Genomic DNA, 24,858 nt, shown 5'->3' on the forward strand with positions numbered 1-24,858 from the left:
CCCGGTTAGTTTTGCGTGCGATTATCGAACACAATGGCGGTTTGGCGAATTGACGATTTTTCGTCCACTGCCCAACATCGACCGCACATTGAGTCCGGATCTGAACCACCGGTCGCAGCGTGCAAAGAAAAAAAGCACACCAAATAACAAATCCAAAAACGGGTGGAACACATGATTCCTTCACAGACTTCCCGCATGGCCCCGGCCATGAGCACTGCCACGGGTGGCATCGGCGACAAGATCCGCGGCGCCATGGCCGTCGGCAAGACCCGTTGGGGCATGCTGGCGCTGGTGTTTTTCGCCACCACCCTGAACTACATCGACCGCGCCGCCCTCGGCGTCATGCAGCCAATCCTCGCCAAGGAAATGAGCTGGACGGCGATGGATTACGCCAACATCAACTTCTGGTTTCAGGTCGGCTACGCGATCGGTTTCGTCCTGCAGGGTCGACTGATCGACCGAGTCGGGGTCAAACGCGTGTTCTTCTGCGCCGTGCTGCTCTGGAGCCTGGCCACCGGCGCCCACGGTCTGGCGACTTCGGCGGTTGGCTTCATGGTCTGCCGATTCATCCTCGGTCTCACCGAAGCGGCGAACTACCCGGCCTGCGTGAAAACCACGCGCCTGTGGTTCCCGGCCGGCGAACGCGCAGTCGCCACCGGCATCTTCAACGCCGGCACCAACGTCGGCGCGATGTTCACGCCGATGCTGCTGCCGCTGATCCTACACGTCTGGGGCTGGCAAGCGGCGTTCCTGTGCATGTCGGCACTGGGCGGGATCTGGCTGCTGTTCTGGGGCTTGAAGTACTTCAACCCGGAAGATCACCCGAGCGTCAAACAGTCCGAACTGGACTACATCCAGCAAGAAGTCGAACCGGAACAGGCCCGCGTGCCGTTCTCGAAAATCCTGCGCATGCGCGGCACCTGGGCCTTCGCCCTCGCCTACTCGCTGACCGCGCCGGTGTTCTGGTTCTATCTGTACTGGCTGCCGCCGTTTCTCAATCAGCAATACAACCTGGGCATCAACGTCACCCAGATGGGTATTCCGCTGATCATCATCTACGTCACGGCTGACTTCGGCAGCGTCGGTGGCGGGATTCTGTCTTCGTTCCTGATCGGTCGCGGGATGAACTCGATCAAGGCGCGGCTGCTGTCGATGTTCCTGTTTGCCTGCTGCATCATCGGCGTGGTCATGGCGGCTGGCTCAGCGAATCTGTGGGTGGCGGTGGCGGCGATCTCTCTGGCCATCGGTGCACATCAGGCCTGGACGGCGAACATCTGGAGCCTGGTGATGGACTACACGCCCAAGCACATGATGAGTACGGTGTTCGGTTTCGGCGGCATGTGCGCAGCGATCGGCGGGATGTTCATGACCCAGATCGTCGGCCACATCCTGACCGTGACCAACAACAACTACACGGTGTTGTTCACCCTCATTCCGGCGATGTACTTCATTGCGCTGACGTGGATGTACTTCATGGCACCGCGCAAGATTCCTACCGTCACCGAGTAATCTGCCTACACCATCTCCTGTGCAGGAGCTGCGGCACGCTGCGATCTTTTGATCTTGATGTTGAAGATCAAAAGATCGCAGCCTCGTTTCACTCGTCAGCTCCTACACAGAGGTTTGCGGTTTCTTCAGCGGCGGCTCTGCTGCCACGCTGCCGCCAGTCCGCTGCAACAGATCACCGCAATGCCGATCACCGTCAACAGACTCGGCGTGTGATTGAACAGCAACCAGCCCAACAGCCCTGCAAACACAATCTGGCAATAACCGAACGGCGCCAGCAGCGCCGGTGCGGCATGCCGGAATGCCTGGGTCAGAAACAGATGCGCAGTCATCCCGCAGCTGCCCAGCGCCAGCATCAGCCCGGCGTGAGTCAGCGTCGGCACCTGCCAGAAGAACGGCACCAGCGCACTCATCACCAGCGTGTTGCACAGCCCGGCGAAGAAGTTGCTGGTAGTCGGGCTGTCGATTTCGGCGAGCTTGCGCGTCAGCAGTTGATAGAAGCAGAAGAACAGCGCCGAGCAGAACGGCAGCAGCACCGCCGGAGTGAACAACTCTCCGCCCGGATGGACGATGATCAGCACGCCGATGAAGCCGCAGATCACCGCAATCCATTGGCCACGGGTCACTCGCTCCTTGAGCAGCGGCACTGATAATGCGGTCACCAGCACTGGCGCAAGAAAGTTGACCGCCGTGGCTTCCGCCAACGGGATGTACAGCAGCGCGGTGGTGAAAAACAGGCTGGTGCCCAGTAGGCAAAGTGCTCGGGTCAGTTGCCATAAAGGCTTCTTGGTGCGTAGGACGCGCAACCCGGACTGCGGCAGAAAAATTCCCGCCATCAGTAAGGTATGCACCAGATACCGCGCCCACACCACCATCACGATCGGATAGAACCCGGACAGGTATTTCGACAGCGCGTCATGGCTGGAGAACAGGAAGGTCGCCACGACAATCAGCAAGATCCCCTTGAAGGGTTGATTGACACCGGAGAGCGGGGTGCTGACGGTCATTGGGTTTCCTTGTGTTGCCATAAAAGATCAAAAGCTTCGCGGACAGGCTAGCCTCCCCCTGTGGGAGCGGGCTTGCCCGCGAAAGGTGCGCAGCAGCGCTTACAACCGCGCCAACAATTCCCGGGTTCTGTCGATGGCCATCTGCGCTCGCTCTAATCCGCTCACGCCCTGCTCCAACAGTTTCACCGTGGGAATTTCCAGACTCAGTGGAATATTAGTCGGCAGCGCTTTCAACAACCCGAGCAGATCGCAATCGCCCTCGCCGGGAAACCGCCGCTCGTTGCGCGCCTGACGCAAGATCTCGGCCATGTCCGACGGTCTCGGCCCCACCACGTCACACAATTGCGCATAGCGCAGGCGCGACGGCGCTATGGCCGCCAGATCCTCCAACCGCGAACCCGAGCGATCAAAGTGAAACGCGTCCACCAGCACCGCCGCATTTTCCCGGTCGGCGTTTTCGACAATGCGCAACGCCTGCTCGAGATTGCGAGCATCCGTCCAGGGCATGAATTCCAGATGCGGGTGCAACCCGTAGGGCTTCGCCAGATCACACAGCGCCGCGAAGTTATCTGTCAGACGTTGCTCGTCAGGATCGTTACCAGCGACCAGCAACTCAGTCGCGGCAAATTCCGCACCGACCGTCAGAAGTTTCTCGAAATCGGCGACGACGGTTTGCGGTTTCAAACGGAGGATTTCCACGTCGAGCACGCGGATGCCCGTGTCACGCAACTGCGCCAAGGTCTGACGCCGCAAATCACCATCGGCTACCAACGGAAAGTGATATTCCTCAGGCGTTGCCGGCTCCAGGCGCAAGCCGACGTGGCTATAACCGGCCCGCGCAGCGACTTCGACCATTTGCGGCGGCGATAACTCCAGCACGGTCAGGCTGGCCAGGGACAGGATTCTTTCGCTCATGTTCAAGCCTCGATCAGTGCAGGGGCGCAAGCACGGCCAGTAGCGGCGGCTTCGCGGATGGCTTCGATCAGTGCAAGGGTGCGGGCGGCATCCGCGGCACTGACCAGCGGCTCGACCTCACGCCGCGCTACGCGTACGAAATGCTGTAACTGCAAGCGCAAAGCTTCGTCACCGCTGTAGGACTCTTCGACCATCAACAAGGGTTCATGCCAACCGGCATCGACCTGATCGGCGGCGTAATGCCAACGCTTGAGCTGCGGAATGCTCAATGCGCCGGCAGTCCCGGCCAGCAGATAGCACGGCTGATCAGCCTGGCGCGGATACGCCGGGTTCTCGCCGGAATCGAGCTCCCAACTCCACGGGGCCACGACCGCGTCGGATCCGCTCAAGGTGCCCAACGTACCGCCCTCGAATTGCAGCAACACCGCCGCGCTGTCCTCATTGGCAAAACCACGCACGGCGTTGTCGGTGATCGCTTGGACCGAGCGCACTTCACCGCACAGGTGCCGGAGCAAGTCGAGGTCGTGAATCAGGTTGGTCAGCAACATCCCGGCGCCCGGTTCACGGCGCCACGGGATCTCGAAGTAGCTGTCCGGCTTGCGCAACTGGAACAGCGCCGTGACCGTGGTCAAACGTCCGAGCGCCCCGCTCTGCACCAACTCATGGGCACGCACGATCAGCGGATTGTGTCGCCGATGATGGCCGACCAGTACCGGCACGCCCGTGCGCTTGACCGCTGCGACCAGCTCAGCGACCTCCTCCAAATGCACGCCGACGGGTTTCTCCAGCAGCACCGGCACACCCGCCGCCAGACAATCGAGCGCCGTAGCGACGTGCTGATTATTCGGGTTGGCGACGATTACCGCGTCTGGCCTGATGAGTTCGAGCATCTGACGGTGATCGGCGAAATGCCTTACACCCCATTCAGCCGCAAGACTTTGCGCCTGCGGCCCAGGGTCAGCCACTGCGCAGAGCGTCGCTTCGGTGAGGGTTTGCAGGTGCCGATAATGTTGTTGGCCCATGTTGCCGGCACCGACAAGGGCGATTCGAAGGGGCGAATTCAAGGGGCGGTCCTTTTCTAATTGTTGTTGGAATATCACTTCGGCAACAATTTAGAACTGAGTTCCAGAATCAAAAACCCGTTGACTCGAAAACCGTGCGAACACCGCACGTTTTTGTGCCCAATAAAGCTCCAATGTAGGAGTGAGCCTGCTCGCGATAGCGGACTATCAGTCGCCATTAGTGTTGGCTGAACCACTGCTATCGCGAGCAGGCTCACTCCTACAGGGGATTTTCGCAGAGTCAGATAAACAATTCAGAGGCCAGACTGGCGGCGGATAATTCTTCAGCAAACGTCAGCAACAACGGCGCCAACTCATGCAAGCGCGCCCCCGGCATCCGCGCACTCGGCCCGGCAATACTCAGCACACCGATCACCCGACCATCCGTTGGATGCTTCACCACCGCCGCAATCGCCGAGGTCCCCACCGCCGAACTCTCCTCGACACACGCATAACCCTGCTCGCGGGCCAGACGCAGGCGTTCCAGCAATTCGATATTGGAGCGCGGCGCATTCGGCCCAACGCCCACCGGCACCTCTGCCGCCTGACGCTCGACCAGCGATAAAGCCTCGGCATCACTCATGCACGCCAGCCACGCATGCCCGGATGCGGTGTAAAACAGCGGTGCATCGCGGCCCATGTCCGGGTCATAACGCAGACCGCTGCGCGCGCCTTGGGCCTTGGCAATCCAGGTCTGGCGCTCGCCATCGATCACCCCCAAACGCACCAGTTCACCGGTTTCCTGCGCCAGTCGATCAAGCACAGGCTGGACGATATCGGCGCCACTGCTCGACAGGTATTGAAAGCCCATCGCGACCAGTTTGGTCGACAGGTGATAGCGCAAGGTTTCCGGATTCTGTCGCACGTAGCCGAGACGAATCAGCTCGGCGAGCAGACGATGCGTCGCGCTTTTCGGGATATCCAGTTGCTCGGCCAGCGTCTGCATCGGCAGCCCGCGCGGATCACTGGTGAGGCTTTCCAGCACGCTGAAAACCCGTTCGATTTGACTGCCGGCCATGGGGACATCCAATTGAAATTTCGCGGATTCTAGAAGACATCCGCAGTAAAGCGAAATCTGGAACCGACTGTTCGATAACCGCCCGCATTGTTGAATCAACGCTTGTCGAAGGACTCCAGCACTCGCTATTTTCTGGAATCAAATTCCAAAAATAATTTCAGTTGGAGCGCTGTTGGATGTCTGCCGAACTCTCTGATATCGACTGCGACGTATTGGTCGTCGGTTCTGGCGCCGCCGGTTTGTCGGCCGCCGTCACCGCCGCGTGGCATGGCTTGAAAGTCATCGTCGTCGAGAAGGATCCGGTGTTTGGTGGTGCTACGGCCTGGTCCGGTGGTTGGGCGTGGGTGCCGTGCAATCCGCTGGCTCGCCGGGCCGGGATCGTCGAAGACATCGAACAACCGCGCACCTATTTGCGCCATGAAATGGGCGATCAGTACAACCCGGCGATGATCGACGCCTTCCTGGAAGCGGCGCCGCGCATGGTGGCGTTTTTCGAGCAGAACACCGCTTTGCAATTTGCCGATGGCAACGCCATCGCCGATATTCATGGCGACACGCCGGGTGCCGGCACCGGCGGTCGCTCGGTCATCGCGGCGCCCTACGATGGACGCAAAGTCGGACGCTTGCTCAAGCGCCTTCGTACCACCATGCGCGAAACCTCCTTCATGGGCATGCCGATCATGGCCGGCGCGGATTTGTCGGCGTTCCTCAATCTGACGCGCTCAATGAAAGCCGCATGGCATGTGACCCAACGTTTCACTCGGCACCTGTTCGACCTCGCGGTGCATGGCCGAGCGATGCAACTGGTCAATGGCGTGGCACTGGTGGCACGGCTGGCGAAGTCCGCCGAAGACCTCGGCGTATTGCTGTGGGAATCAGCGCCTGTGACGGACCTGCTGCGCCACGAAAATCGCGTTTCGGGTGCAGAGATCAACACCCGCAAAGGCCCGATGCGCATTCATGCCCGCAAAGCCGTGGTGCTCGCCGCCGGTGGTTTCGCCAATGACATCGAACGGCGTAAAGCCCTGTTCCCACGCACACCCACCGGCCACGAGCATTGGGCGCTGCCGCCGCTGGCGGTTAATGGCGATGGCTTGCGCCTGGGCGAAAGCGTCGGCGCCCGGGTCAATACCGATGTCGCCTCACCCGTGGCGTGGGCACCGGTGTCGCAAGTGCCGCATTCCGACGGCAGCACCGGCCACTTCCCACACATCATCGAGCGCGGCAAACCGGGGATCATCGGCGTGCTGCGTAACGGTCAGCGCTTCGTCAACGAAGCCAACGGTTACTACGACTATGTCAGCGCCATGGTCGCTGCTGCGCCGGAAGGCGAAGAAGTCGCCTCCTGGCTGATCTGCACGCGCGCCTTTCAACGGCGATATGGCCTTGGTATTTCGAGGCCATTTCCGCTGCCCGTGTCGGAATTCATCCGCAGCGGCTATCTGAAAACCGGTAACACCGTTGAAGAATTGGCCATCGCCTGCGGCATCGACCCGACCGGTTTGCGCCAAACCCTCGACGACTACAACCACCATGCACGCAACGGCGAAGACCCGTTGTTCGGACGCGGCACCTCACCCTATAACCGCAAACAGGGCGATCCGGCGAACCTTCCCAATCCCTGCGTTGCCCCAATAGAAACCGGCCCGTTCTACGCAGTAAAAGTCCAGCCCGGCTGCTTCGGCACATTCGCCGGCCTCAAGGTCAATCCGCACGCGCAAGTGCTGGATGCCAAAGAACAACCGATCGCCGGGCTTTACGCGGCGGGTGGCGACATGGCCAGCATCATGGGCGGTCACTACCCGGCGGGCGGCATCAATATCGGCCCGGCCCTGACTTTCGGTTACATCGCCGCCCGGCACATTGCCGGCATTACTGCTTTCGAACAGGAGATCGACCATGCAGCACATCGTTAACGCCCAGGGTTTGAACATGCCGAAACTCGGCCTCGGCACTTGGCCGATGCTTGGTGACGAATGCACCCGTGCCGTGGAGCAAGCGCTGGAACTGGGTTATCGCCACATCGACACGGCAGCGGCCTACAACAATGAAGACGCAGTCGGACAGGCCCTGGCGAATACGCCGACACCTCGCGAGCAGATTCACGTCACCACGAAAGTCTGGTGGGATCAGCTGCAGCCGGACGCAATGCGTCACTCCATGGATCGCAGCCTCAAGGCGTTGCGCAGCGACTACGTCGATCTGTTCATGATCCACTGGCCAACCGAGGATTGGGACCTGCCGCGCACTCTCGAAACGCTCGCCTCGTTCAAGGAACAGGGCCTGGCCCGCAACATTGGTGTGGCGAATTTTCCTCTGCCGCTACTGCGCAAAGTCATCGAGGAATATGGGATCGGTCTGTCAGCGATTCAGGTCGAGTACCACGTCCTGCTCGGCCAAAACGCCCTGCTCGACTACGCTCGTCAACACGACATGGCACTGACGGCCTACACCCCACTGGCACGCAACAAGGTCTCGGACATCCCGCAGATTCAACAGATCGCCAAAAAGCACGGCGTGCTGCCGACTCAAGTCGCACTGAAATGGTTACTCGATCAGCCCAACGTTGCCGCGATTCCCAAGGCCAGCAGCCAGACCAATCAACTGGCCAATCTCGCGTCGCTAAAAGTTGAACTGGACGATGAGGATCGGGCGTTGATTGCCGCGCTGTCGAAACGCGAACGTCAGGTCAGCCCGGATTTTGCCCCCGAGTGGGATGCGTTTGATCGCTAGACCATGACCTGCTGAAAGAAACCCGCAGCGGGATTGAATTCACAGGCCTGCCCATCGTCAATAACAGGCCCGACCTCGTCAGCACGAGGCCGGGCCTGTTTGCGTGTGGCCAATAGACGGACGACCGGACTGGCGCCACACTCACACAGCAGCAACACTCATCACCACGTGCTATTCACCCGATACAAACAGAGGATTCCCACATGCTATGGAAAAAAGGCCGACGCAGTGACAACGTCGTCGATGCCCGTGGTGATGATGCCGGCGGTGGCGGCGGAGGCATGCGCTTCGGTGGCGGCAAAGGTCTGAGTCTGGGGGCGATCCTGCTGATCGTCGGCATCGGCTGGATCACCGGGCAGGATCCAATGCAGATCCTCGGCCAGCTCGCCGGGCAATCCACACAGCAAGCGGCGCCCACCTCGCAAACCCGCCAGGCGCCGCCGGCCAATGATGAGCAAGCCGAATTCGTCCGTTCGATCCTCGGCGATACCGAGGACACCTGGGGCGCGATTTTCCAGCAGGCCGGGCGCCAATATAAGGATCCGACGTTGGTGCTGTTCAGCAATCGGGTGAATTCCGCCTGTGGTCTGGCAACATCGGCCACCGGCCCGTTCTATTGCCCGGCGGACCAGAAAGTCTATCTGGACATGGCGTTCTTTCAGGAAATGTCGCAACGCTTCAAGGCTGCCGGCGATTTCGCCCAGGCCTACGTGATCGCACACGAAGTCGGACACCATGTGCAGACGCTTCTCGGCGTCTCAGCGAAAATTCAGACAGCCCGCCAGCAAGGTCGGCAGATGGAAGGTGCCGGCGGTTTGCTGGTGCGTCAGGAATTGCAGGCCGATTGCCTGGCCGGTGTCTGGGCCTACAGCGCGCAGAAGCGCCTGAACTGGCTGGAACCGGGCGACATCGAAGAAGCCTTGAACGCGGCCAACGCCATCGGTGATGACCGCTTGCAACAACAGGGTCAGGGCCGTGTGGTACCGGACTCGTTTACCCACGGTACGTCAGCGCAAAGGGTGCGCTGGTTCAAAACCGGATTCGCGCAGGGCCAGGTCGGCCAGTGCGACACCTTCGCGGCGAAAAACCTGTAAATGCATAAATGGCTTCTGGCTTTACTGATCATTGGCAGCACCGCGCAAGCCGCCGGCGTCGACGCAATCAGCCCCGGTCGCCTGCAACTCAAGGCCGGGGAAATGGCGGTCGGCATCGGCCCGGCACCAGAGAAAATCGAGCGTGTGCTAATTGTCATTCATGGCCGACTGCGCAACGCCGAGACCTATCGCAAAAGCGCCGAGAGCGCGACGGAACTGGCGGGACAGTCCGCACATACGCTGGTGATTGCGCCGCAGTTTCTCAATGAAAGCGATGTCGCCCTGTATTCATTGCCCGCCACGTTGCTGCGCTGGCAAGGCAACGAATGGATGGGCGGTGGGTTATCCACAGGGCCGAATCCGTTGAGTTCCTACGCGGCGCTCGACGAAATCGTTGCGCGAATAAGTGATCGCAAACAGTTTCCCGATGTGAAACAGATCGTGATTTTCGGTCACTCTGGCGGCGGCCAGGTGGTGCAGCGCTATGCCCTGCTTGCCAAGGATCAGCCGGCGCTGAAGGCCAACGGCATTCGCTTGCGCTACGTGGTGGCCAATCCTTCCTCGTATGCCTACTTCAATGAACAGCGACCGGTGGCGTTTGATCACGCCAAGTGCCTGGGCTTCAATCGCTGGAAGTACGGTCTGGCAGACATGCCGGTGTACGCCGGTGGGCAAACGCCGCTGCAGCTTGAGAGCAGCTACGTCAAACGCGAGATGATTTATCTGCTCGGGCAGCAAGACATCGATCCACAGCATCCGGCGCTGGACAAGGGTTGCGAAGCCGAGGCGCAAGGTGCGTATCGTTTGGAGCGCGGGAAGTTGTATTTCGGTTATTTGCTGCGTCGGCATCCGGAAGGGGTGAATCAGCGGCTGGTTGAAGTGCCCGGGGTTGGGCATAACGGCGACGGCATGTTGACCTCGCCGGAGGGGCAGAAGGCGTTGTTCGAATAAGTCCTGTATTGAATGATCTGCCGCCATCGCTGGCAAGCCAGCTCCCACAGTGGGTTGTGTCGCACACATTTTGCATCCACTGAAAATCCCTGTGGGAGCTGGCTTGCCAGCGATGAGGCCATATCAAACAACCGAAATGTCAGGTAAACAACATCTTGCGCAACTCGACACAATCCTTCGCATGCCAATCGGTCAGCTCCGGCCACGGGTTATCCGGCAAATTCACCAACACCGTCCGCGCCCCCGCCGCACGCCCGCAATCCAGATCAAAGCGGTAATCACCGACCATCACCATCTCGCTGGCCGGCACATCCCAAGCCTCTGCCAACTTCAACAATCCACCCGGATGCGGTTTGGGTGGCGCTTCGTCGCGCCCCAAAACGTCTTCGACGGCAAAGCAGTCAGCCAGACCAATCGCCTCCAGCGTCACATGCGCCAACTCCCGCGCATTGCGGGTGAGGATGCCGAGGCGATAGCCGCGCGCGTGCAGATCACGCACCAGTTCCACCGCCCCGGTCGCCGGGGTCGAACCCAGCGCCAGATCGCGCTCATGCTCAAGCAACCAGGCATGTTTCGCTGCGGCTTCATCTGCGGGTAACGCCGCGAGATGGGTCAGGATGTCGTCCTCCGGCGGAATCGCCAGCGCCACGCGAATCGCCGCAAAGTCATGCACAGCGACGGTCAGCGTGCCGTCCATGTCGAACACCCAGTGCTTCACATCGCTGAGGCTCATGCCCAATCCTTGCGATGACGAATCAAGCCTTCCTGGGTGACCGAAGCAACCAGTTGCCCGGCACGGTTGTACACACTGCCACGGGAGAATCCACGGGAATTGCCGGCCCACGGGCTGTCCATCGCGTAGAGCAACCAGTCATCGGCGCGCAGATCGTTGTGGAACCACAATGCGTGATCGAGGCTGGCGACCTGCATGTCTTTCTGCCACACCGATTTGCCGTGGGGCAGCATCGAGGTGGTCAGCAGACCGAAGTCCGAGGCGTAGGCCAGCAGGTATTTGTGCAGCGCCGGGATATCGGCCAAGGCGCCGTCGGCACGGAACCACACGTATTTCACCGGATCCGCCGGTTGCGGGTTGTACGGGTCTTTTTCGGTGACCGGGCGTACTTCGATCGGTTTCGGACACAGCAGTTTTTCGCGCATGTGCTCGGGGATCAGGTGCGCGCGTTGCTGGGTGAGTTCCAGTTCCGAGGGCAGGTTTTCCGGACCGACCACCACAGGCATCTGGCTCTGATGTTCGAAACCGGCTTCGTCGTACTGGAACGAAGCACTGCAGGTGAAAATCGGATGGCCCTTCTGGATCGCCGTCACCCGGCGAGTGCTGAAACTGCCGCCATCGCGCACGCGATCAACCGAATAGACCACCGGCAACTTGGCGTCGCCCGGACGCAAAAAATAGCCATGCATCGAATGCACATGGCGCGCTTCTTCAACCGTCTGACTGGCCGCCGACAGCGACTGACCGAGCACCTGACCACCGAACAACTGACGGAAGCCCAGATCCTGGCTACGGCCACGGAACAGGTTCTCTTCGATCGGTTCCAGGGTCAGCAGGTCGACCAGATCTTCCAACACTTGGCTCATTCAGACTCTCCTCACACAACGCTATATGCCGCGCAGTCTTGGCTGCGGCGGCCGATTCAGATTCTGGCGCGGGCCAATGATATGGCGGCCATTGTAAACGTCCGTGTCGGCTTAGCCATGCAAGGTTTGCAGCCATTGTTCCCGGGTGATGCGGTACAGCAGGTGCCGGCTCAACGGGTCGGCAGCGGCGAGCTTGGGGTGATCGAAATCGTCCTCTGGCGCGTGATGCATGCCGATCGCCTGCATGACTTTCTCCGAGGGCAGATTGGCTTGCGCGGTGAAGGAGACGATTTCCTTCAGGGCCAACCGGTCAAAGCCGCAACGCAGAGCGGTCCACGCCGCCTCACTGGCATAGCCCAAGCCCCAATGTTCCTTGGCCAGACGCCAGCCGATTTCCACCGCCGGCGTGAATGGCGCATCAAAGCCGACCACGCCGAGCCCGGTGAAACCGATGAACTCACCGCTGTCCTTGCGCTCCAGCGCCCACAAGCCGAAACCGTGCTCGGCAAAATGACCGCGCACGCGACCAATCATCGATGCACTTTCCAGTCGACTCAGCGGCGCCGGAAAATAGCGCATCACCTGCGGATCGGCGCACATCGCCGCAAATGCCGGCAAATCTTCGTCCTGCCATTGACGCATCAGCAAGCGTGCGCTTTCGAGTTCCAGTATCGGCTCCATCATGCCCCTCCGTTTCCATGCCGCAAGTCTACATCGCTGGTAGGATCCTTCACTCTTTCCTACGTTCCCACATGAAATCGCCATGCCACTGCCGCTGATCTACCACGAAGACTACAGCCCCGAGTTTCCGGCGGATCACCGCTTCCCGATGGACAAGTTTCGTTTGCTGCGCGATCACCTGGTCGACAGCGGTCTGACCCGCGATGCCGACCTGCTGCGGCCCGAGATCTGCCCAAACGACATCCTCGCCCTCGCCCATGACCGTGCGTATATCGAACGCTACATGAGCGGCGAGTTGTCCCGCGAAGACCAGCGGCGTCTCGGCCTGCCGTGGAACGAAGCCTTGGCTCGGCGCACGGTGCGTGCGGTCGGCGGTTCGATTCTGGCCGCCGAGAAAGCCCTGGAGCATGGCCTGGCCTGCCACTTGGCCGGCGGCACCCATCATGCGCATTACGACTATCCGGCGGGCTTCTGCATCTTCAATGACCTGGCGATCATCAGCCATTACCTGCTGCAAAGTGGTCGGGTCAATCGTGTGCTGATCTTCGATTGCGATGTGCATCAGGGCGACGGCACGGCGCGGATTCTCCATGACACGCCCGAGGCGATTACTGTTTCCCTGCACTGCGAGAAGAATTTTCCTGCACGTAAAGCGGAAAGCGACTGGGACATTCCGCTGCCCAAAGGCATGGGCGATGGCGATTATTTGAAGGTGGTCGACGACACGCTCAACTACCTGCTGCCGCTGTATCAACCGGATCTGGTGCTGTATGACGCCGGTGTCGACGTGCACAAGGACGACGCCCTCGGTTATCTCCAGTTGACCGACGAAGGCGTCGCCGCCCGCGATGAAAGTGTGATGCGCCATTGCCTGGGCCGCGATATTCCGGTGATGGGCGTGATCGGCGGCGGCTACAGCAAGGATCGCCACGCCCTCGCCCGCCGCCACGGCATCCTCCACCACAGTGCGCAACGGGTCTGGCAGTCACACGGTTGTCGCTGAGTTGTGCTGCGTTACCCACAATCGCTGTGGAACTGCCTGTGGATAACCTGAGTGAAAGGGACTGTAGGCCATACCGCTCTTGGCCTGCAGCGCACTGATCATTTTTCAACCAACAGCTCAAGGCCACCTCAAATCCCTGTAGGAGTGAGCCTGCTCGCGATAGCGTCAGCACCTTCAACATTAACTTGGCTGACACACCGCTATCGCGAGCAGGCTCACTCCTACAAAGGATCTCGGCTGTTAGAATGCGCGCCTTATCCCGCCATACCGCAGCGCATGCCCATGACCCAGAACTCCGCCTCCTCCCCCGCTCACGTCGCCATCATCGGCGGTGGCCCTGCCGGCCTGATGGCCGCTGAAGTGCTGAGCCAGGCCGGAATCCGCGTCGACCTGTACGACGGCATGCCCTCGGTGGGCCGCAAGTTCTTGCTCGCCGGTGTCGGCGGGATGAACATTACCCATTCCGAAGCGTACCCGGCGTTCCTCTCCCGCTACGCCGAACGCGCACCGCAAATCTCCCCGCTGCTACGAGGTTTTGACGCCGACGCGTTGTGCGCATGGATTCATGACCTCGGAATCGAAACCTTTGTCGGCAGCTCTGGCCGGGTTTTTCCTACTGATATGAAAGCCGCGCCGCTCCTGCGCGCCTGGCTCAAGCGTCTGCGCGATAGCGGCGTAGTTATCCACACCCGCCATCGCTGGCTCGGCTGGGATGAACACGGTGCGCTGCGCATCGACAGCCCGGAAGGTGAGATCACCGTCAACGCCGACGCTACCCTGCTCGCCCTCGGCGGTGGCAGTTGGTCGCGCCTCGGTTCCGACGGCGCGTGGATGCTGCCACTGGAGCAGCGCGGTGTAGGACTGGCGCCGTTGCAGCCGAGTAATTGTGGCTTCGAGGTGCAGGCCTGGAGCGAATTGATGGTGAGCAAATTCGCCGGCGCGCCGCTGAAAAATATCGCCATCGGATTGAACGATGACGTTCCGCGCTTGGGCGAATGCGTGATCACCGCGACCGGGATCGAAGGCAGTCTGATTTATGCGCTGTCGGCGCCGATTCGTGAGGCGATCAACCAATATGGCGCGGCGGTTATTCACATCGATCTGCTGCCCGGCCGGCCTGTGGATAAATTGCAGGCGGCGTTGAGCAAGCCACGCGGTTCGCGTTCGATGGCCAAGCATCTGCACAGTCAGGTGGGGATTGATGGGGTGAAAGCGGCGTTGTTGCGTGAACTCACTGACGCTGCAACTTTCGCCGACCCAGCGCTGTTGGCCCAGGCGATCAAAGCGCTACCGCTGACACTGGTGAAAACCCGACCATTGGACGAAGCGATCAGCAGCGCTGGCGGCGTGACGTTCGAGGCGATGGATGAGCGTTTGATGCTCAAGGCGTTGCCGGGGGTGTTCTGCGCGGGCGAGATGCTGGATTGGGAAGCGCCGACGGGCGGCTATTTGCTGACGGGATGTTTTGCCAGCGGGCGGGCGGCAGGGCTGGGGATACTGCAATGGCTCAAACAGCCCTAACCCGGTAGGAGCTGACGAGTGAAACGAGGCTGCGATCCTTTGATCTTCGGCAATCAAGATCAAAAGATCGCAGCGTGCCGCAGCTCCTACAGGCGTTACGGCTTGCGCTTGCGCGGCCCAGTGTTAAACACCGGCACTTTACGCACAGGCTTGACCGAAGGCTCCGGCGCCTGCGTCTCGCCGCTGTCGACCCACTTGCCCAGATTGCGCTTGCCGCCACCACCCGAAGCTTTTGGCTTCTTCGGTTTCTTCGGCTTCTTGATCACCTGACCGCTGGCATCGGTGTCCGGCACGCGGTGCTCTGGTTCGAAGTCCGGCTCGTTCTGACGCTTCAGCGTCTGGCGCGTCAGCATTTCGATCGCCGACAACATGTTCACTTCATCCGCACACACCAGCGAGATCGCCTCACCGGTCGCGCCCGCACGGCCAGTACGACCGATACGGTGGATGTAATCTTCCGCCACAATCGGCAGATCGAAGTTGATCACCAGCGGCAAATCTTCGATATCCAGACCACGAGCCGCCACGTCGGTCGCGACCAGAATCTGCACTTCACTGAGCTTGAAACGATCCAGCGCACGCTGACGGGTGGCCTGTGGTTTGTCGCCGTGGATACCGTCGGCATTCACACCGAGGCCCTGAAGTTTTTCCACCAGAGCATCGACACCGTTGCGAGTCTTGGCGAACACCAGCACCTGCTTCCACTTGTTCTTGCGCATCAGGTGCACGAACAGTTCGGCCTTGCGCTTCTTGTCGACCGTGACAATCCACTGCTTGACGGTGTTGGCGGCAACGTTGCGCGGGCTGACTTCGACGGTCAAAGGATCGTCGAGCATTTGCCCGGCGAGCAAGCGGATGTCATCGGAGAAAGTCGCGGAGAACAGCAGCGTCTGACGTTTCTTCGGCAGTGCGCGATAGATGTTCGACAGCTCCTCGGAGAAACCCAGATCGAGCATGCGATCGGCTTCGTCGAGCACCAGGGTTTGCAGCTGATTGAATTTCAGCGCCTTCTGGCGGAACAGGTCGAGCAGACGGCCCGGGGTTGCGACCAGCAGATCAACACCGCCGCGCAGCTTCATCATTTGCGGGTTGATGCTGACACCGCCGTACACCGCATAAGTGCGCAGCGGCAGGTTCTCGGCGTATTGGCGCACGGCTTCGTGAACCTGTTCGGCCAGTTCGCGGGTCGGCACCAGAATCAGTGCGCGCACCGAGTTGGCGGCGACTTTCGGCCCTTCCATGGCCAGCAACTGCAACAGCGGCAAGGCGAAACCGGCGGTCTTGCCGGTGCCGGTCTGGGCCGCTGCCATCAGGTCACGACCGGCCAGCACGGCCGGAATGGCTTGCGCCTGAACCGGCGTCGGGGTCTGGTAGCCGAGCTTCTCGAGGGAGCGCAGCAAGGGTTCGATCAGGCCAAGGGTGGCGAAAGTCATGGAAGTACCGTAGGAAAAAATAACGCAGGCATGCAATGCCGCGCAGTTTACCCTAATTCGTACGCGTTTCTGTGGGAACGGCGGTCGGCGCCACGACTGGCGGCTGTGCCGGCCGACGCCACTGCGGCAAGCCAATCAACACCACGGCGCTGATGATCACCAGCATCGCCAGCGCTTCTTCGATGCCGATGGACTCGCCGACAAACACGATCCCCAGTAACACTGCCACCGCCGGGTTGACGTAGGCATAACTGGTCGCCGCCGCCGGACGCACGTGCTTGAGCAGGTACATGTACGAATTGAACGCGATGATCGAGCCGAAGAAAATCAGATAAGCCAGCGCCAGCCAGCCTTCCATCGGCGGCACGGCTTGCAGGCGTTCGCCACTCGCCGCACTGCCGATCAGCAGGACAACCCCGCCGACCAGCATTTCCACCGCACTGGCCATCGCGCCCTGAGGCAACGGCAAATGTCTGCTCCATACCGAGCCGAACGCCCAGGTCGCCGCCGCGAAGATCAGCAATGCCGCGCCCAGCGGACTCGACTGCAGATTGGAACCCATGTTGAGCATGGCGATGCCGACAATCCCCAATGCCACACCCGCCCATTCCAGACGCGTATTGCGCGCGCCCCAGAAATAACCAAACAGCAAAGTGAACAGTGGCACCGTCGCCACCGCCAATGCCGCCACACCAGAAGCCACGCCCGTGTGCTCGGCCACACTCACCGCGCCATTACCGAAACTGAGCAGCAAAATCCCGATGATCCCCGCCGCTTTCCACTGCGCCCAAGTCGGCGCCGGCGCCCCGCGCCAGCGCAGGAACGCGTACATCAACGTGCCGGCAATCACAAAGCGCACACCACCGAGCATCAACGGCGGCCAGTATTCGATGCCGAGGCGGATCACCAGATAGGTCGATCCCCAAATCACATACAACGCAAAAAACGCGGCGATCAGCGGCAAGGAAAAACGGCGCAAGGCAGGCATGAGTGGCTCAACAGTCAGAGTCTTGGGATTGGGTATTCTAGAAAGGCTGGCAGGCGAAAATAAGTTACAAAACCCGTTTATCGCGCCGGTACACTTTTGAGAAATCAGCGCTGAACCCATGTGGGAGCCAGCCCTGCTGGCGATGGCGGTGAGTCAGCCAACAGAGAGGTTGAATGACACACCGCTATCGCCAGCAGGCTGGCTCCCACAGGGGTTCTGTGGTGGTCTCGGGATCAGCGATAGCGCTGAAGATGTTCGCTGACTTTTGCGGCAGGCACTTTCTGCAGTTTGCACAGCAGGTCATGCGATAGATCGCTTACGCCGTGCTTGTGCCGCAACTCATCAGCCAGATGCGCCATCAGGTTGGCCGCCATTTCGGCATCGGCCATGGCCCGGTGAGCCTGGCCGGTGTGCGGCAGGCGCGCGAAGGTGGTGAGGGTGCCGAGTTTGTGGTTCGGCGCTGCCGGCATCAAGCGTCGGGCCAGCAGCAGCGAGCAGGCAAAGTTCTGCAACCGCGTGCGCTTGATGCGGCCCAGTTCAAAGTCCCAGAACTTCTGGTCGAACGAGGCGTTGTGCGCCACCAGCGGCGTGCAGCCGACAAACTCGTTGACCTCGTTCATCACCTGCTCGGCCGGCGGTGCGGTGCGCAGCATGGCGTTGCTGATGCCGGTCAGTTGTTCGATGAACGCAGGGACGCGGACGCCGGCGTTCATCAGGCTCTGGTAACGCTCGACGATGCGGCCGTTTTCCAGCATGACCACGGCGATTTCCGTGGCGCGGCAGCTGCTGTTCGGCGAGAGGCCGGTGGTTTCAAAGTCGATGACTGCAATGCGTTCCAAACCGGGTTCAACTCCGTTCAAATCAATTCTTGAGCAACAGCGCGCCTTCAATCGGCACGTAACGGCTGGCGGCGCGGATCAGCGAGTTGGCAGTCAGGCCGGGCACGCCATAGGCGACCGCTTGCACGCCGTGTTTGCTGATGATGCGTTCGAGCAGCATGTCGAAATCACCGTCACCGGAGGCCAGGACGACTTCGTCGACGTGGTCGGCGGCGTCCATGATGTCGAGGGTAATACCCACGTCCCAGTCGCCCTTCGCCGAGCCATCGCTGCGCTGGATGTACGGTTTGAGCTTCACGGTGAAGCCGAGGTTGCGCAGGATCTGCTGGAACTGCTGCTGCTTGCTGTCGCCACGGTCGATCGCATAGGCGTAGGCCTCGACGATCTGCCCGTCCTTGCTGATGTCCGCCCACAGTGCGGCGTAGTTGAAGTGGCAACCATAGGCCTGACGCACGGTGTAGTAGAGGTTCTGCACGTCGGCGAACACTGCGATTTTTTTCACCGGAGTTCCTGTGGGCGCGCAAGCGCTCGAAGCGGGATCGGGCACGGGGCCCGAAAAAGGCGCTCAGTATGCCAGTCCGAAGGAAGGTTCCGCGAATAATCGGCCCGAAGCCCTCAAGGGCTCCGGACGAATGGTGAGTCAAACGAAGGAATCGTCGTCATCGAAGAACGATGAGTTGTCATCGCTGTAGTCGGTGTCGGTAAAACCACTCTGGTCATTGCCAGAGTAGCCGTTGTCCGCCACACGCTGGTCATCGCCCCAACCGTTGTTGCTCTGGTCGGCGACCTGTGCCGGTTCTTCCTTTATCACCTCGACGATTTCTTCCGGCTGCTGGTTGTGATGAAACAGGCTGCTGATGCCCTGTGCCAGCATCACGCCACCAGCCACACCAGCGGCGGTTTTCAAGGCGCCGCCGAGGAAACTGCCGCCGGCCGCCGGGGCCGCTTGTTGCGCATAGTTTGGTGGGGCGGCGCCGAAATTCTGTTGTGGCGCGGGATTGCTGAAATTCTGTTGCGGCGCCGGTTCGCGCCAGCCGCCAGTCGACGCTGGAGCGGCACTCTGGGTCGGCGCCGGACGCGGGCTGCCGCCAAAGATGCTGGAGAGGAACCCGCCACCACCGCTCGACGCTGGTGCGGCGCTCTGGGCCTTGGCCGATTGCAGCTCAGCCTGTAAACGCTGGACTTGCTGGGTCAGTTGCTTGTTCTGCTCGTCGAGGCTCTTGAGCGCTGCCTCTTGCACCAGAATCGCCTGGGTCATGAAATAACCTGCCGCCGGTTGGCGCGTCAGGTGTTCCTTGATCCGCGTCTCGGCCTGGGCGTCACGCGGGGCTGCCTCCGTTTCGGCTTGTTGCAGCCGGGAAAACAGTCCATCGATCAGGGTTTGCTCTTCGCTGTTCATGGCGACCTCGTAGATTGCCGGGGGAAACATTGCCCTCGCCCACAGTGGACAAGGTGCTCTCGGGTAATGGAGACGGTGACCGGATGTTTCAACGACCTTTACCGAATGTTTACGTTTGTGTCGCCGCGCACATCATCGGTTAAAGTGAGCCACTGTTTTCGACCTGCGATACCGACTGATGAATGCCTTCGAAGTACTGCGCGACTCTTTGTATTTTTTCAAACGCCATCTGGCCAGCATCGTGCAGCTGTGCCTGCCGCTGGTGGTCTTCGAAGCGCTGCTGCTGCAACTGGTCGATCACAACACCGACCCGGACAGTTTTTCCTCGGTCAGCGTGGTCGTCGGCCTGCTGGTTTATCCGCTGTACACCGCTGCCCTGATCCTGTTTCTCGACGCCCGCACCCGTGGCGAAGCCCCGCGCACCCTTGATCTGCTGGCGATGTCGGCACGCCTGTGGCCGCGTTTCGCCCTGCTCACCGCGCTCAATACCTTGCTGATCCTGCTCGGCCTGTCACTGTATTTCCTGCCCGGCCTGATACTGATGGTGATGCTCGCGTTCGGCGAATACCTGCTGGTGCTGCGCGGCCTCGGCCCGTTGCAGGCGATGAAGGAAAGCCTGCGCCTGACCCGTGGGCATTTCTGGCGGATCCTGCTGTGCATTCTCTGTGTGATGACGCCGTTGTGGTTGCTCAAAGGCGCAACGCTGGCGGTGTATCCGGAGCCGCAGAATCCAGTGATCGCCGTGCTGATCGACAGCGCCCACAGCTTCCTGCAACTGTTCACCAGCGTGGTGCTGTTTCGCCTGTTCATGTTGATCAGCGAATCGCCTGACAAACGTGACGGAGCGGTCTGACAGCGCCGCACTTGGGTACGGCGACCGCGCTCAGGTATGCTCGGGGCCACTTTCTGTAACGCTATAAGCCGAGCCATGACCCGTCTACTGCGCTACACCCTGTTGCTCGTTGTGCTCGCCATCATCGTGATCGGCGGGTTGATCTTCAGCCTGACCTGGCGCCCTGACGCCCGCGAAACCCTGCCGGTCAGCTGCAGCGGTAATCCGCCGACGCTGGTGCCCGGGCAGGCACTGAAAGTCATGACCTGGAACGTGCAGTTCCTCGCCGGCAAGCGCTATGTGTTCTGGAATGACCTGGCGCTGGGCGACGATGAAGCGCCGACGCAGGAAGACATGGCGTTCAGCCTCGACGAAGTGGCACGAGTGATTCGCGATGAGCAGCCTGACCTGGTGCTGTTGCAGGAACTGGATGCCGGCGCCAAGGCCAGTGATTATCAGGATCAGCTCAAGCTGTTGCAGGAACGCGTCGCCGACCTGTATCCGTGCAGCGCCAGTGCATTCGACTGGAAAGCCGATTTTGTCCCGCAACCGCATATTTTCGGCAGCGTCGGTCGACAACTGGCGACCCTCAGCCGCTACCGCATCGAACATGCCGAACGCCTGCAATTGCCAGTGGCGCCGGGCAATTTCATCAGCCGTCAGTTTCAGCCCAAAGATGCGTTGCTGGCGACCAAACTGCCGCTCAGCGATGGCGGGCAACTGACCGTATTCAATACCCATCTGGAACGCGCCAGCCAGCCGGATGGCACCCTGCAGGCGCAATTGAACGCAGTGACCAAGGTGCTCGACAAGTATGAAAGTCAGGGCCTGCCGTGGTTGATCGGTGGTGACTTCAATCTGCTGCCGCTGGGTCAATATCGTCGCCTGCCGGCCGAACAGCGCACGCCCTACTCCGCCGACGGCGAACTGCACCTGCTCTGGGACAAGTACCCGATGATTCCCACAAACAACGAAGCCAGCGGCATCGACCGCGCGCAGTGGCTAACCCACTACCCCAACGATCCAGGCCTCAATGGCCCGGATCGCACGGTCGATTACCTGTTCTACAGCCCGAAAATCAAACGGGTTGAAGCGCTGGTGCGCCAGGACGATACGTTGCGGATTTCCGATCACTTGCCGGTGATTGCGCGGTTCCTGCTTCCCGCTGCCCCTTAGATCACCAATCTTCTGAATACCAGAGATCCCTGTGGGAGCTGGCTTGCCAGCGATAGCGGTGGATCAGTCAATATTGATATCGACTGTGCTGGCCTCATCGCTGGCAAGCCAGCTCCCACAGGGATTAGTGGTGGCCATTCGATCAATGGACTTCTTCCAGGTCATCATGCAGCAGCCCGAAGATTTGCCGTTTCATGTCGATGAACGAGCGTTCCATCACCATATCGAGTGAGCGCGGGCGTTCGATCGGTACGTCGAGAATCTGTTTGATCCGCCCCGGTCTGGCGCCCATCACATAGACCCGGTCGCCGAGCAGAATGGCTTCGTCGATGTCATGGGTGACGAACAACACGGTCTTCTTGCTGTTGCCCCAGACCCGCAGCAACAACTGCTGCATCTGCAAGCGTGTCTGGCTGTCCAACGCGCCGAACGGTTCATCCATCAGCAGAATCTGCGGATCATTGGCCAGCGCCCGGGCAATCGCCACACGCTGCATCATTCCGCCCGACAGTTGCTTGGCGTAGTTGTCGGCGAACCCGGCGAGGCCGACTTCGTTGACGTAGTAATCGACAATTTCCTTGCGCCGCGCCGCCGGCATGCCTCGCCGCTTGAGGCCGAACTCGACGTTCTGCCGCACCGTCAGCCACGGGAACAGCGTGTAACTCTGAAAGACCATGCCGCGATCGGCGCCCGGCCCCTGCACTTGCTGGCCGCCGACGTAGATCTCGCCGGAAGTCGGTTCAGCCAGACCGGCAGTCAGGTACAACAGACTCGATTTGCCGCAACCCGATGGCCCGACCAGCACGGCAAACTGCTGATCCGGCACTTCGAACGAGACCTCTTCCAGCGCAGTAAACGTGCCGCCGTCAGGCTTCTTGTAACGCAGGCTGACCTTGTCCACCTGCAAGCGTGGCGCGGCTTGTGCCGGGGTGACGACAGGTTCGATGAAACGATGATTGGCAGCAGTCACTGAGCCCATGCGGCAACCCTCAGTCGAAAAAAACGGAACAGTTGATCGGTGACCAGACCGAGCAGGCCGATGATCGCGATGGCGAGGAAAATCACGTCGACCTGAAAACCGCGCATGGCTTTCAGGCTCAGGTAACCCAGACCGCTGGACGCGGCGACCAGTTCGGCCACCACCAGATACGTCCAGGCCCAGCCCATGGTCACGCGCAAGGTGTCGAGCACGCCCGGCACCGAGGCCGGCGCGATTACATGCAACACCGCATCGCGGCGGCTGGAGCCCAAGGTGTAGGAAGCGTTGATCAGGTCCTTGGAAATGCCTTTCGACACGTCGGCGATCATCACCAATTGCTGGAAGAACACGCCGAAGATAATCACCGACACGCGCTGCTCCAGACCGATGCCGATCCACAAGATGAACAGCGGCACGAACGAGGTCACCGGCAGATAACGAATGAAGTTCACCAGCGGCTCAAGGAATGCCTGGACGATGCGGAAGCTGCCCATCAGCAACCCCAACGGCACCGCCACCAGCGACGAGACAATGAAGCCGACCATCACCACTTCGACACTCGCCCACACATGGGTGCCGAGCGTGCCGTCGCGGCTCAAGCGCACGGCGGCTTCAAGCACCGCGCCGGGTGTCGGCAGGAACATGCCCGGGACGATGCCGCCATAGGAAAGCCCGGCCCACAGGCCGACCAACAACACCCAGGCCAGCGCGCTGGCACTCCACACCACTGGCACTGGCAACGCGGTTTTCGGCGTGAGGCTGCGGCTCAGCCACGAATTGCGCTTGAACATTGCAGGCCTCCTAGAGCGGGCTGACGAAACGGTTGTCGACCAGATCGTCGTTGCTGACGTTGTACGGTTTGCCCTGCAGTTCGCTGGCGGTTTCGTTGGCCAGTTTGATCAGCGGCGCGCTGTCGCCCGGTTTGCCCGGTGAGCCCAGCAGTTTCTCGCTCATCGCCTGATCGTAGAAACGCACGCCTTGCGCGGCGGCGGCCAGTTCCTTCGGATCGGAGAGGTAACCGCCGACGCCTTTGGCCATGATTTTGTAGGCGTCTTCCGGATGATCCTTGGTGTATTGCACGGCTTTGTACAAACCGGCGACCAGTGCCTTGACGTCTTCCGGTTGTTTCTCGATGACGCTGCAATTGAGCGCGACCACGTCGACGATCACGCCGGGGGTGCTGCTGCTGTCGATCAGCACTTTGCCTTGCTGCTTGTCGCGGACCATCGACAGGTGCGGTTCCCAGGTCACGGCGGCGGGCACGCGACCGGCGATGAACGCGGTGGCGGCATCGTCAGCGGTCATGTTCTGCACGGTGATGTCGCTCATGCTCATGCCGTTTTTCTTCAGCAGGTACGAGAGCCAGAACTGTGAGGTCGAACCTTCGTTGACCGCCACGGATTTGCCCTTCAGTTCCTGCAGGCTCTTCACGTCTTTGCCGACCAGTACGCCGTCGCCGCCGTGGCTGTCATCCAGCGCCGCGACCGCTTTGAAGCAGAACTGCGGGCGATATTTGAGCACTTCATCGATGGTCGACGCCGAGCCGGACAATTGCCCGGACGCCTGCGCGGCCATGTACATCGACGCCTCTTCAACCACCGGCAATTCGACGTGCAGGCCATTTTCCTTGAAGTAGCCCAGATCCTGAGCCAGATAGAGGGTGCCGTAGCCGACCCACGTGGTATGACCGATGGACAGGGTGCCGGCCTGGGCGCTGGTCGCGACCGTGGCGGCCAGAGCGGTGATTGCCAGAGGATGAGTGAGACGGAGACACAAGGACTTGATCATGGAGCACTCCCGACGCTGTTGATTTAGTTTTGTCATGGGCAGTACGGTCGCCGGCCGTTGTGCAGTTGCGGCCGTTGGTCTCTCGCGGACGCTTGGGCGGACAACATTCGGCTGGCGGGCAAGATCGATGGTGGCCCATGTGCGCGGTGAGGAAAATCAGGAAATTGTTGGCTGCAAATGATGAAAAAACTGGGTAGTGCGCACTGCCAAGGGGCGTGGTTGGCGGGGATGCTCAAGGAGGGTGCAGATCGGGGATTTTTGTTGGCTGGGAGAATGCCATCGCTGGCAAGCCAGCTCCCACAATGATCTCGAGCGAACCCTGGATTTATAGACGC

Annotated in this window: 24 protein-coding genes; 9 read left to right on the forward strand and 15 right to left on the reverse strand. The window is 60.6% G+C overall.

Annotated features, from left to right (window positions below; translation table 11 throughout):
* Positions 1 to 171: 171 nt before the first annotated feature.
* A complete protein-coding gene (locus AC3Y64_RS24290; protein WP_489985507.1) occupies positions 172 to 1,509 on the forward strand; it encodes an MFS transporter in 1,338 nt (445 codons plus the stop codon).
* A 125-nt stretch (positions 1,510 to 1,634) separates the two neighbouring features.
* Here the strand turns inward: AC3Y64_RS24290 and AC3Y64_RS24295 are convergent, their stop codons facing one another.
* The 4 genes from AC3Y64_RS24295 to AC3Y64_RS24310 form a co-directional block, all read right to left on the reverse strand.
* Positions 1,635 to 2,513, reverse strand: coding sequence for a DMT family transporter (locus AC3Y64_RS24295; protein ID WP_463555779.1), 879 nt, complete (start codon positions 2,511 to 2,513; stop codon positions 1,635 to 1,637).
* A gap of 99 nt (positions 2,514 to 2,612) precedes the next feature.
* Entirely contained in the window at positions 2,613 to 3,428 is an 816-nt protein-coding gene (locus AC3Y64_RS24300) for a sugar phosphate isomerase/epimerase family protein (RefSeq protein ID WP_489985508.1), read from the reverse strand.
* A 2-nt stretch (positions 3,429 to 3,430) separates the two neighbouring features.
* Positions 3,431 to 4,492: a Gfo/Idh/MocA family protein gene (locus AC3Y64_RS24305; protein WP_489985509.1), complete on the reverse strand. Its 1,062-nt coding sequence runs from the start codon at positions 4,490 to 4,492 to the stop codon at positions 3,431 to 3,433.
* A gap of 238 nt (positions 4,493 to 4,730) precedes the next feature.
* A complete protein-coding gene (locus AC3Y64_RS24310; protein ID WP_489985510.1) occupies positions 4,731 to 5,507 on the reverse strand; it encodes an IclR family transcriptional regulator in 777 nt (258 codons plus the stop codon).
* Between the two features lie 176 nt (positions 5,508 to 5,683).
* Between AC3Y64_RS24310 and AC3Y64_RS24315 the strand changes: the two genes are divergently transcribed.
* The 4 genes from AC3Y64_RS24315 to AC3Y64_RS24330 all read left to right on the forward strand — a co-directional run bounded on the left by AC3Y64_RS24315 (position 5,684) and on the right by AC3Y64_RS24330 (position 10,285).
* Positions 5,684 to 7,423 (forward strand): FAD-dependent oxidoreductase, encoded by a 1,740-nt coding sequence (locus AC3Y64_RS24315; protein ID WP_489985511.1) that lies wholly within the window; start codon positions 5,684 to 5,686, stop codon positions 7,421 to 7,423.
* Complete coding sequence (locus tag AC3Y64_RS24320) at positions 7,407 to 8,240, forward strand: aldo/keto reductase (RefSeq protein ID WP_489985512.1); 834 nt, start codon at positions 7,407 to 7,409, stop codon at positions 8,238 to 8,240. The genes AC3Y64_RS24315 and AC3Y64_RS24320 overlap by 17 nt, the downstream gene beginning before the upstream one ends.
* Positions 8,241 to 8,443: 203 nt before the next feature.
* On the forward strand, positions 8,444 to 9,334 hold the full coding sequence (ypfJ, locus tag AC3Y64_RS24325) for a KPN_02809 family neutral zinc metallopeptidase (RefSeq protein WP_489985513.1): 891 nt from the start codon (positions 8,444 to 8,446) through the stop codon (positions 9,332 to 9,334).
* A complete protein-coding gene (locus AC3Y64_RS24330) occupies positions 9,335 to 10,285 on the forward strand; it encodes an alpha/beta fold hydrolase (protein WP_489985514.1) in 951 nt (316 codons plus the stop codon).
* A gap of 139 nt (positions 10,286 to 10,424) precedes the next feature.
* Here the strand turns inward: AC3Y64_RS24330 and AC3Y64_RS24335 are convergent, their stop codons facing one another.
* The 3 genes from AC3Y64_RS24335 to AC3Y64_RS24345 all read right to left on the reverse strand — a co-directional run bounded on the left by AC3Y64_RS24335 (position 10,425) and on the right by AC3Y64_RS24345 (position 12,565).
* Entirely contained in the window at positions 10,425 to 11,018 is a 594-nt protein-coding gene (locus AC3Y64_RS24335) for an HAD family hydrolase (RefSeq protein ID WP_489985515.1), read from the reverse strand.
* Complete coding sequence (gene tesB, locus AC3Y64_RS24340) at positions 11,015 to 11,884, reverse strand: acyl-CoA thioesterase II (RefSeq protein ID WP_003228466.1); 870 nt, start codon at positions 11,882 to 11,884, stop codon at positions 11,015 to 11,017. The genes AC3Y64_RS24335 and tesB overlap by 4 nt, the downstream gene beginning before the upstream one ends.
* A gap of 111 nt (positions 11,885 to 11,995) precedes the next feature.
* Positions 11,996 to 12,565: a GNAT family N-acetyltransferase gene (locus tag AC3Y64_RS24345; protein ID WP_158960110.1), complete on the reverse strand. Its 570-nt coding sequence runs from the start codon at positions 12,563 to 12,565 to the stop codon at positions 11,996 to 11,998.
* Between the two features lie 82 nt (positions 12,566 to 12,647).
* On the opposite strand from AC3Y64_RS24345, the gene AC3Y64_RS24350 reads away from it, so the two are divergent.
* Positions 12,648 to 13,568, forward strand: coding sequence for a histone deacetylase family protein (locus AC3Y64_RS24350; RefSeq protein ID WP_489985516.1), 921 nt, complete (start codon positions 12,648 to 12,650; stop codon positions 13,566 to 13,568).
* A gap of 282 nt (positions 13,569 to 13,850) precedes the next feature.
* Entirely contained in the window at positions 13,851 to 15,089 is a 1,239-nt protein-coding gene (locus AC3Y64_RS24355) for a TIGR03862 family flavoprotein (RefSeq protein WP_489985517.1), read from the forward strand.
* A 95-nt stretch (positions 15,090 to 15,184) separates the two neighbouring features.
* On the opposite strand, the gene rhlE1 is transcribed toward AC3Y64_RS24355, so the two are convergent.
* From rhlE1 to AC3Y64_RS24380, 5 genes are all read right to left on the reverse strand, one after another.
* A complete protein-coding gene (gene rhlE1 / locus AC3Y64_RS24360; protein WP_007909704.1) occupies positions 15,185 to 16,522 on the reverse strand; it encodes an RNA helicase RhlE1 in 1,338 nt (445 codons plus the stop codon).
* Between the two features lie 52 nt (positions 16,523 to 16,574).
* Complete coding sequence (gene yedA, locus AC3Y64_RS24365) at positions 16,575 to 17,510, reverse strand: drug/metabolite exporter YedA (protein WP_489985518.1); 936 nt, start codon at positions 17,508 to 17,510, stop codon at positions 16,575 to 16,577.
* Positions 17,511 to 17,743: 233 nt separating this feature from the next.
* Complete coding sequence (locus tag AC3Y64_RS24370; RefSeq protein ID WP_489985519.1) at positions 17,744 to 18,349, reverse strand: 3'-5' exonuclease; 606 nt, start codon at positions 18,347 to 18,349, stop codon at positions 17,744 to 17,746.
* 22 nt (positions 18,350 to 18,371) lie between these two features.
* Entirely contained in the window at positions 18,372 to 18,851 is a 480-nt protein-coding gene (locus AC3Y64_RS24375; RefSeq protein ID WP_016986151.1) for a LabA-like NYN domain-containing protein, read from the reverse strand.
* A gap of 138 nt (positions 18,852 to 18,989) precedes the next feature.
* Positions 18,990 to 19,748: a DUF2076 domain-containing protein gene (locus tag AC3Y64_RS24380; protein WP_489985520.1), complete on the reverse strand. Its 759-nt coding sequence runs from the start codon at positions 19,746 to 19,748 to the stop codon at positions 18,990 to 18,992.
* A gap of 178 nt (positions 19,749 to 19,926) precedes the next feature.
* Here AC3Y64_RS24380 and AC3Y64_RS24385 point away from each other — a divergent pair, with 178 nt between their 5' ends.
* Positions 19,927 to 20,601 carry a YciC family protein gene (locus tag AC3Y64_RS24385; RefSeq protein ID WP_489985521.1) on the forward strand — a complete coding sequence of 225 codons (675 nt, stop codon included), beginning with the start codon at positions 19,927 to 19,929 and terminating at the stop codon, positions 20,599 to 20,601.
* A 75-nt stretch (positions 20,602 to 20,676) separates the two neighbouring features.
* The gene (locus AC3Y64_RS24390; protein WP_489985522.1) at positions 20,677 to 21,756 is read left to right on the forward strand and encodes an endonuclease/exonuclease/phosphatase family protein; all 1,080 of its coding nucleotides are present in this window, start codon (positions 20,677 to 20,679) and stop codon (positions 21,754 to 21,756) included.
* A gap of 142 nt (positions 21,757 to 21,898) precedes the next feature.
* On the opposite strand, the gene AC3Y64_RS24395 is transcribed toward AC3Y64_RS24390, so the two are convergent.
* From AC3Y64_RS24395 to AC3Y64_RS24405, 3 genes are read right to left on the reverse strand one after another with little or no spacing between them, the layout of a single operon-like run.
* The gene (locus AC3Y64_RS24395) at positions 21,899 to 22,735 is read right to left on the reverse strand and encodes an ABC transporter ATP-binding protein (protein WP_489985523.1); all 837 of its coding nucleotides are present in this window, start codon (positions 22,733 to 22,735) and stop codon (positions 21,899 to 21,901) included.
* Positions 22,723 to 23,526, reverse strand: coding sequence for an ABC transporter permease (locus AC3Y64_RS24400; protein WP_489985524.1), 804 nt, complete (start codon positions 23,524 to 23,526; stop codon positions 22,723 to 22,725). The genes AC3Y64_RS24395 and AC3Y64_RS24400 overlap by 13 nt, the downstream gene beginning before the upstream one ends.
* A 10-nt stretch (positions 23,527 to 23,536) precedes the next feature.
* On the reverse strand, positions 23,537 to 24,523 hold the full coding sequence (locus tag AC3Y64_RS24405) for an ABC transporter substrate-binding protein (protein WP_489985525.1): 987 nt from the start codon (positions 24,521 to 24,523) through the stop codon (positions 23,537 to 23,539).
* Between the last annotated feature and the right edge of the window lie 335 nt (positions 24,524 to 24,858).

It is taken from the genome of Pseudomonas sp. 4CAES_32.4 (assembly GCF_058136335.1).

Bases quoted from the DNA above. Each gene is read 5' to 3' on its own strand.
- AC3Y64_RS24290 (WP_489985507.1), top strand. From the start codon at position 172: ATGATTCCTTCACAGACTTCCCGCATGGCCCCGGCCATGAGCACTGCC.
- AC3Y64_RS24295 (WP_463555779.1), bottom strand. From the start codon at position 2,513: ATGACCGTCAGCACCCCGCTCTCCGGTGTCAATCAACCCTTCAAGGGG.
- AC3Y64_RS24300 (WP_489985508.1), bottom strand. From the start codon at position 3,428: ATGAGCGAAAGAATCCTGTCCCTGGCCAGCCTGACCGTGCTGGAGTTA.
- AC3Y64_RS24310 (WP_489985510.1), bottom strand. From the start codon at position 5,507: ATGGCCGGCAGTCAAATCGAACGGGTTTTCAGCGTGCTGGAAAGCCTC.
- AC3Y64_RS24315 (WP_489985511.1), top strand. From the start codon at position 5,684: ATGTCTGCCGAACTCTCTGATATCGACTGCGACGTATTGGTCGTCGGT.
- AC3Y64_RS24320 (WP_489985512.1), top strand. From the start codon at position 7,407: ATGCAGCACATCGTTAACGCCCAGGGTTTGAACATGCCGAAACTCGGC.
- ypfJ (WP_489985513.1), top strand. From the start codon at position 8,444: ATGCTATGGAAAAAAGGCCGACGCAGTGACAACGTCGTCGATGCCCGT.
- AC3Y64_RS24330 (WP_489985514.1), top strand. From the start codon at position 9,335: ATGCATAAATGGCTTCTGGCTTTACTGATCATTGGCAGCACCGCGCAA.
- AC3Y64_RS24335 (WP_489985515.1), bottom strand. From the start codon at position 11,018: ATGAGCCTCAGCGATGTGAAGCACTGGGTGTTCGACATGGACGGCACG.
- tesB (WP_003228466.1), bottom strand. From the start codon at position 11,884: ATGAGCCAAGTGTTGGAAGATCTGGTCGACCTGCTGACCCTGGAACCG.
- AC3Y64_RS24345 (WP_158960110.1), bottom strand. From the start codon at position 12,565: ATGGAGCCGATACTGGAACTCGAAAGCGCACGCTTGCTGATGCGTCAA.
- AC3Y64_RS24350 (WP_489985516.1), top strand. From the start codon at position 12,648: ATGCCACTGCCGCTGATCTACCACGAAGACTACAGCCCCGAGTTTCCG.
- AC3Y64_RS24355 (WP_489985517.1), top strand. From the start codon at position 13,851: ATGACCCAGAACTCCGCCTCCTCCCCCGCTCACGTCGCCATCATCGGC.
- rhlE1 (WP_007909704.1), bottom strand. From the start codon at position 16,522: ATGACTTTCGCCACCCTTGGCCTGATCGAACCCTTGCTGCGCTCCCTC.
- yedA (WP_489985518.1), bottom strand. From the start codon at position 17,510: ATGCCTGCCTTGCGCCGTTTTTCCTTGCCGCTGATCGCCGCGTTTTTT.
- AC3Y64_RS24380 (WP_489985520.1), bottom strand. From the start codon at position 19,748: ATGAACAGCGAAGAGCAAACCCTGATCGATGGACTGTTTTCCCGGCTG.
- AC3Y64_RS24385 (WP_489985521.1), top strand. From the start codon at position 19,927: ATGAATGCCTTCGAAGTACTGCGCGACTCTTTGTATTTTTTCAAACGC.
- AC3Y64_RS24390 (WP_489985522.1), top strand. From the start codon at position 20,677: ATGACCCGTCTACTGCGCTACACCCTGTTGCTCGTTGTGCTCGCCATC.
- AC3Y64_RS24395 (WP_489985523.1), bottom strand. From the start codon at position 22,735: ATGGGCTCAGTGACTGCTGCCAATCATCGTTTCATCGAACCTGTCGTC.
- AC3Y64_RS24400 (WP_489985524.1), bottom strand. From the start codon at position 23,526: ATGTTCAAGCGCAATTCGTGGCTGAGCCGCAGCCTCACGCCGAAAACC.
- AC3Y64_RS24405 (WP_489985525.1), bottom strand. From the start codon at position 24,523: ATGATCAAGTCCTTGTGTCTCCGTCTCACTCATCCTCTGGCAATCACC.